Source organism: Chitinophaga sp., from assembly GCF_036566945.1.
Lineage (GTDB): Bacteria > Bacteroidota > Bacteroidia > Chitinophagales > Chitinophagaceae > Chitinophaga.
On record NZ_DATCVJ010000790.1, the window covers coordinates 1 to 6,091 of the forward strand.

The following is a 6,091-nucleotide window of genomic DNA, read 5'->3' on the forward strand; positions in this document are numbered from 1 at the left end:
ACCAAGCTGATATTGAATTAACAATTTCATAATGTTAATTTTCCATTAATCACGGGGATGGCTTTATAATTTTGTCCCGTCTTTTTAAAAGCAAAATTTATGATAGACCAAGCGGTTGCAGGAAAAATTCTGGTAGTAGATGACGAATTGGATATTCTGGAAATTATCAGTTACAATCTAAAAACAGCGGGTTATGATACCGTAACCGCGAAAGACGGCAGCGAGGCTATCCAGAAAGCTAAAATATTCAGACCGGATCTGATTATGCTGGATATCATGATGCCGAACAAGAACGGAATCGATACCTGCCGCGAAATCAGGAAAATCCCTGAATTCAAAGACACTATGGTATTGTTTTTAACTGCCCTGAATGATGAAAAGTCTGAAGTAGATGGACTGAACATGGGAGCAGACGATTACATTGCCAAGCCCATCAAACCCAAATTGCTGGTCAGCAGGATCAATGCACTTTTCCGTCGTTTACACAAACCGGAAGAAACACGTGTTACCCTCGGCGATCTGATCATTGACCGCGAAAAGTTTACAGTGACTTACAAAGGGCAGGAAATTATCCTTGCCAAGAAAGAGTTTGAATTATTGCAGTTACTGGCATCCAAACCAGGTCGTGTATTCCTGCGGAATGAAATTCTGAACCAGGTATGGGGTACGGAAGTAATTGTTGGAGACCGCACCATAGACGTGCATATCCGTAAAATACGCCAGAAAATAGGCATCGATTTAATTACTACCGTAAAAGGAGTAGGATACAAGTTTGAGATGTAAGTGATACAGCTGTTAGCTTTTAGCTGTTAGCTTTTAGTTTTTAGCGGATGCTGTTGGCTGCTAGCCATTCGCTTTTAGCGCAACAGGTGGCGCCTAAGTATTCGTTTATATTCCCCCTTAAATTTTCCACCAAAACAGAACATTAGCTAAAAGCTAACGGCTAACAGCTAACAGCTTTTTATGGCAAGTAAGAAATTTAAAGTAATTTCCCATTATTATACTAATTACTCACTTTGGAGTATGTTTAAAGCAAAAAACCTGTCCCCGCAAAAATTAGCGGGATTTACAGCCCTGGTTATATCAGCCATCATCGCATTAGGTAGCTTTCTGGTGGACGGCAACTGGAAAGTAGTAGTGGGAGCATTTGTGCTAACCTTCCTCGTTTCATACTATCTGTATCTGTATACCCTGCAGAATTTTATTTACAGGAAGATAAAGCTGATTTACAAGTTCATTTACCAAACCAAAGCTTCAAAGAGAGAAGAGTTTTTTCAGAAGAATATACTTCCGCTGAAAACCATTGAAGAGGTAAGTGAAGATGTGGAAAAATGGGCCAGTCAGAAGAAAGAAGAATTGGAAAACCTGCGCCGGAATGAAGAGTTCCGAAAGGAGTTTCTGCTGAATCTTTCCCATGAACTGAAAACGCCCATCTTCGCAGTACAAGGCTATATCCACACACTGCTGGATGGCGCGCTGGAAGACCCTACCGTTAATAAGCTGTTTCTGAAAAACGCCACCAAAAACATTGACCGCCTTTGCCGGCTGATCGATGACCTGGACGAAATATCCAAACTGGAAAGTGGCGAAATGACGGTGAATGCAGAAGTATTTGTGATCCAGGACCTGATCAAGGATGTATTTGATACCTTGTCCCTGAAAGCCAATACCAAAGGCATTAAGTTCCATATCAAAAAAGGTTGCGAAGCACCACAGCCGGTATTTGCAGACAAAGAAAAAATCAGACAGGTACTCATTAACCTGGTAGATAACTCCATCAAATACGGTAAACCGGACGGACATACCATTGCCAGCATTTACAGCATGGACGGCAAACGCGTACTGGTAGAAATTTCAGATGATGGTATTGGTATGTCTGAAGAACACCTCCCGCGCGTGTTTGAACGCTTTTACCGCACAGACAGGGCCCGTAGCCGCGATATTGGTGGTACCGGCCTTGGGCTGGCTATCGTGAAACATATTGTAGAAGCACATGACCAATCTATTACCGTACGTAGCAAACCTGAAATAGGCAGCACGTTTGGGTTTACAATGGAATCGGGAAAAGAATAAAAAAATTACGAATTACGAATTACGAATTACGGATTTGTGGGGAGATTGAACAGGATAAACTTCGCGTTTACCATCTCCCCACAAATCCGTAATTCGTAATTCGTAATTTCCTAAAACCTATACTGCATTCTGCAGGTCAGTACATTGTCTCTCAAATCTTTTTTATAGCCTTCCAGCTGGGTACTTTCATTGGTCACCCAGTCGTAGTAAAACATAAATTTGAGGTGTTCATTGGCGTAGTACAGGTAACCCATACCCAGTGTGTTATAGCGTATATCCGCCGGCGTGAGTCCGGAACCAGCCGTTCCAATATCTTTTCCCGATACTTTTTTATTAGGATCGTACCAATCGTATTTTACCACTACCTGGTGTTGCATGCTGCCCAGGTGCTGGATAAAATACAGGTAGGCCCCATCGAAATTGCGGATATACAATGGCGCCGGTTTGCCCAGTGGCGTAACCGGTATAATACCGGGTGTTTCTGTGGTAAGCGCAGTGGACGTTTGTTGCCCGCGGATATATTCTGCGCGGAACTGCGTAAAGCCTTTACCCGGCCCATTCGGGATTTTCAACTGGACGTCGGCGCCGTAGTAATGCCGGGGCGCAATTTCTCCCAGGTTGGCTGCCGATGAATCTACGATGTAGCCAGGCTTTCCGTTAACGGTACCCATGGTATTGATAACGTTCGTAAACTGTTGCATGCCGCCATACAGCACAGATACTCCTCCGGATAACAAGGTCTGGGTACCCTTTATTTTTTGTGGCTTCACGGCTATCCGACCAATAAAGTCTTTATGGCTATCAAAATCCGTCGTGGAAGTAAGCCCCTGCCCGTTAAATGCACCAGCATCAATTTTCAGGAAACGTAAGGGGTGATCTTTACGTCTGGGGTCAAAAGATACCATGGCGCCCAGGTCGCGTTCCGTTTTCATCAGTATTTGCGACATACGACCCCTTTCCGGCGTTTCACGGTCCGCAGACGACAGATTGACCTCATAACCGAAAGGGCGGGCAAACATGCCCCCTACCAGTGATAATACGTTGAACTTGTTTTCAAAGAAGCGGCCGTAGAAGTCGCGGATGAATACACCCCGCTCCGTACCATCGAACTGAAAAGCGAACTGCACCACCGGCATGCTTTCTTTGTTGAAACGCTCATAATCCATCCGGATGCGTCCTCTCCGCAAGGTGAAACGATTGTCTACCGCAGCGCCAAAGTCACCCCCGGCATACCCCGTAGCACCCCTTGCCTGTGCCATCTGGAACTGTGGCTGAATATAACCACTGAAACGGAGCGCATCATACTTATGATACATCGAAATCATTCCCTTCCCTAAATCGGAAGTAGTATCAATCATATCCATCAGGAACTGCGCACGAGCCACCAGAGAGGAAGTCAACATCAAAAACACAATCGGAAGTATTCTGGCTATGCGCATCAGGAAGTTAAATTATTGCGCAAAAGTAGAGAATTAGCAATTACTTAATACAGCTATCAAATAACATTTGTTAAACGGTTGTTAATCCGGCCTCATTCCGGCCGTTGTGGATCTTCCCGCTATCATTATGACTAGATTCGGATCAGCCTCCAAAATATGCCTCCATGAAAACATCAACAATTAATCATTGGGAGAAAAAGATACAACATGCCATTGCATTATCACACGATGATCCTTATGGGGATCGCGACGTCAAAACAGTAGCCGCCATGATCGGCGAATCCCCGGATAACTTTTCCCACAAGTTTGTGCAAATGTATGGGGAGTCTTATATCCATTTTACCAAAAGACGAAGACGGGAAGCCGGTGCGGGCTATCTGCGCCACAGTGATTTTGGCATTGGTGAAATCAGCGAGATGTGTGGCTATACCCATTCCAGCTTCACCAAAGCATTCCGGGAACTGTACAACGAAGCGCCCATCAACTTCCGCGACCGGCTTTATCTGCCTAATGAAGAACATACACTGGCCCGTACGAAAATCGCCACCACACCGCATGATGATCCGCACAGTCTCATTTTTTCGCCGGATAAAACGGAAGATGTAAGACTGCCGGAATATAGGCTGTATTATACCATTCTGCCCCGGAACGATGATCCCGTGAGAAGTATGGTAGCGTATATGAGCATGTATCAACAGCAATTGCACGCGATCAGAACATCCCTGGAATTACCGGGTGCTATGGTGATTACAGGTACATTGGACGTGGTGCCGGTTACCAATTATGCCAAAATGATGATGTATGTGGGAATCCTGGTGCCGGTGCTGAAAGCTTACGAGGTCGCACATCTGCATATCGGGAGGTCTTTCCGGGAACCATTTGGCCTGTTTACCAAACGTGTCCCCGGAGGATACTATAAAAAGTTACCAGTGCCTATGAGCTTTGTAGCTGCCGGTTTACCGATGTATGAATTTATTAACCGCAGTTGCCGGGCCGGTTATTTTAAAATGAGCGGCAACCATTTCTTTATTTCTCTTACCGGCGAAACGGATTGCGAAATCTTTATTCCCTGGCAAAGGCGCTAGGGTTTAAAACTGGAAGTAAATCGGGATCATGGGCTGCGTACTTTTTACCTGCACCAACAACCACATAAATACCACCATAATGGCTACGCTACCTGCAACAGGTATGCGTCCCAATATTTTTTCCATAGAGAACTCCGCTTTGGATGGCAGGAAATGTAATACAAAGCCCATCACCATTACCCAGAACACCGCTGTATAACCATTATACAGTTCCAGTGCTATTTCCGGCTGGAAATCATACACCACCTGGTGTATCAGCGACCATGCGTCGTGGAAAGTAGCTGCCTTGAAAAACACCCAACAGAAACACACGAAATGGAAAGTAATCAGGATACCCAGTATTTTGAAGAAGATGGCTTTGCCACCGGTAATCACTGTTTTGCTCTTTTTCAGCCAGTCGATGCGCACCTTATCAATGGCCAGCGCACCACCATGCAATGCCCCCCAGAAGATAAAGTTCCAGCTGGCGCCATGCCAGAAGCCACCAATCAGCATCGTCAGCGCCAGGTTAATGTACTGACGCACCTTGCCTTTGCGGTTACCTCCCAGCGGAATATAAATGTAATCTCTCAGCCAGCTGGACAAAGAAATGTGCCAGCGACGCCAGAACTCTGTGATAGAAGAACTCTGGTAAGGAGAATCGAAGTTCGGCGGAATTTTAAAGCCGGTCCAACGGGCAATACCCAGCGCCATATCGGAATAACCGGAGAAATCGCAATAGATCACTAGCGCATACCCATACACGCCCAATAAGCATTCCAGGCCGGTATGCTTGCTGGGATCATCAAAAATATATTGTACAAAGTTTTGGTAGATGAAATCCGATATGATTATTTTCTTGAACAATCCGGCCATGATCAGGTACATCCCCTTACCAATGTCTTCAGAACTGAGGCGGTAAGGCTGCGATATCTGCGGTATAAAATCGGCGGCACGCACAATGGGGCCCATCATCAGTTTCGGGAAGAAAGAAAGGAAGAAAAGGTAGTCCATGAAATTGCTCACGGGCTTGATTTCATCCCTGTACACATCTATCGTATAACTCAGGTTCTCGAACGTGTAGAAGGAGATCCCGATAGGTAAAATTAATTTTAATGCGCTGATATGACCTGCGGTAAAATCGTTCACAATCCCAATAAAGAAATTGGTGTACTTGAAATAAAACAGCAGCCCGATATTCAATAGGATACTTAATATCAGCAACGATTTCTTCGTCTTTTTATCCTGGCTCTGGTGAATCCAGCGCGATAAATTAAAGTCTACAATGGCGGAAAGTATCACCAACCCCACATAATAACCGCAGGCTTTATAAAAGAAATAGAGCGAAAACACGGTATAAATCCATACCCTGGCAGTTTTACTTCTGCTGGCCAGCAAATAGCAAAACATAAACAAAGCAAAGAAATAGAAGAAGAACCCACTGTTAAAGAGGACTGGATTTTTCTCATTATACAACAGCTCTGAAAGCAGCTCATTAACGTTGATCATCGGCGG

Annotated in this window: 5 protein-coding genes; 3 read left to right on the top strand and 2 right to left on the bottom strand. The window is 44.8% G+C overall.

Annotation, left to right across the window (positions count from 1 at the left end; all coding sequences use genetic code 11):
* The first annotated feature begins 99 nt into the window (after nt 1-99).
* Nucleotides 100-783, top strand: coding sequence for a response regulator transcription factor (locus VIP81_RS23900; RefSeq protein ID WP_079471020.1), 684 nt, complete (start codon nt 100-102; stop codon nt 781-783).
* 240 nt (nt 784-1,023) lie between these two features.
* Nucleotides 1,024-2,073, top strand: a complete 1,050-nt coding sequence (locus VIP81_RS23905; RefSeq protein ID WP_331967294.1) for a sensor histidine kinase — start codon at nt 1,024-1,026, stop codon at nt 2,071-2,073.
* A gap of 110 nt (nt 2,074-2,183) precedes the next feature.
* Here the strand turns inward: VIP81_RS23905 and VIP81_RS23910 are convergent, their stop codons facing one another.
* Nucleotides 2,184-3,512: a porin gene (locus VIP81_RS23910; RefSeq protein ID WP_331967296.1), complete on the bottom strand. Its 1,329-nt coding sequence runs from the start codon at nt 3,510-3,512 to the stop codon at nt 2,184-2,186.
* A gap of 164 nt (nt 3,513-3,676) precedes the next feature.
* Between VIP81_RS23910 and VIP81_RS23915 the strand changes: the two genes are divergently transcribed.
* Nucleotides 3,677-4,597 carry a helix-turn-helix transcriptional regulator gene (locus VIP81_RS23915; protein ID WP_331967298.1) on the top strand — a complete coding sequence of 307 codons (921 nt, stop codon included), beginning with the start codon at nt 3,677-3,679 and terminating at the stop codon, nt 4,595-4,597.
* A gap of 3 nt (nt 4,598-4,600) precedes the next feature.
* Here the strand turns inward: VIP81_RS23915 and VIP81_RS23920 are convergent.
* On the bottom strand, nt 4,601-6,091 hold a 1,491-nt coding region (locus tag VIP81_RS23920; RefSeq protein WP_331967301.1), incomplete at its 5' end, for an MBOAT family O-acyltransferase.

Excerpts from the sequence above, each read along its gene's own strand:
- VIP81_RS23900 (WP_079471020.1), top strand. The coding sequence starts at position 100 with ATGATAGACCAAGCGGTTGCAGGAAAAATTCTGGTAGTAGATGACGAA.
- VIP81_RS23905 (WP_331967294.1), top strand. The coding sequence starts at position 1,024 with ATGTTTAAAGCAAAAAACCTGTCCCCGCAAAAATTAGCGGGATTTACA.
- VIP81_RS23910 (WP_331967296.1), bottom strand. The coding sequence starts at position 3,512 with ATGCGCATAGCCAGAATACTTCCGATTGTGTTTTTGATGTTGACTTCC.
- VIP81_RS23915 (WP_331967298.1), top strand. The coding sequence starts at position 3,677 with ATGAAAACATCAACAATTAATCATTGGGAGAAAAAGATACAACATGCC.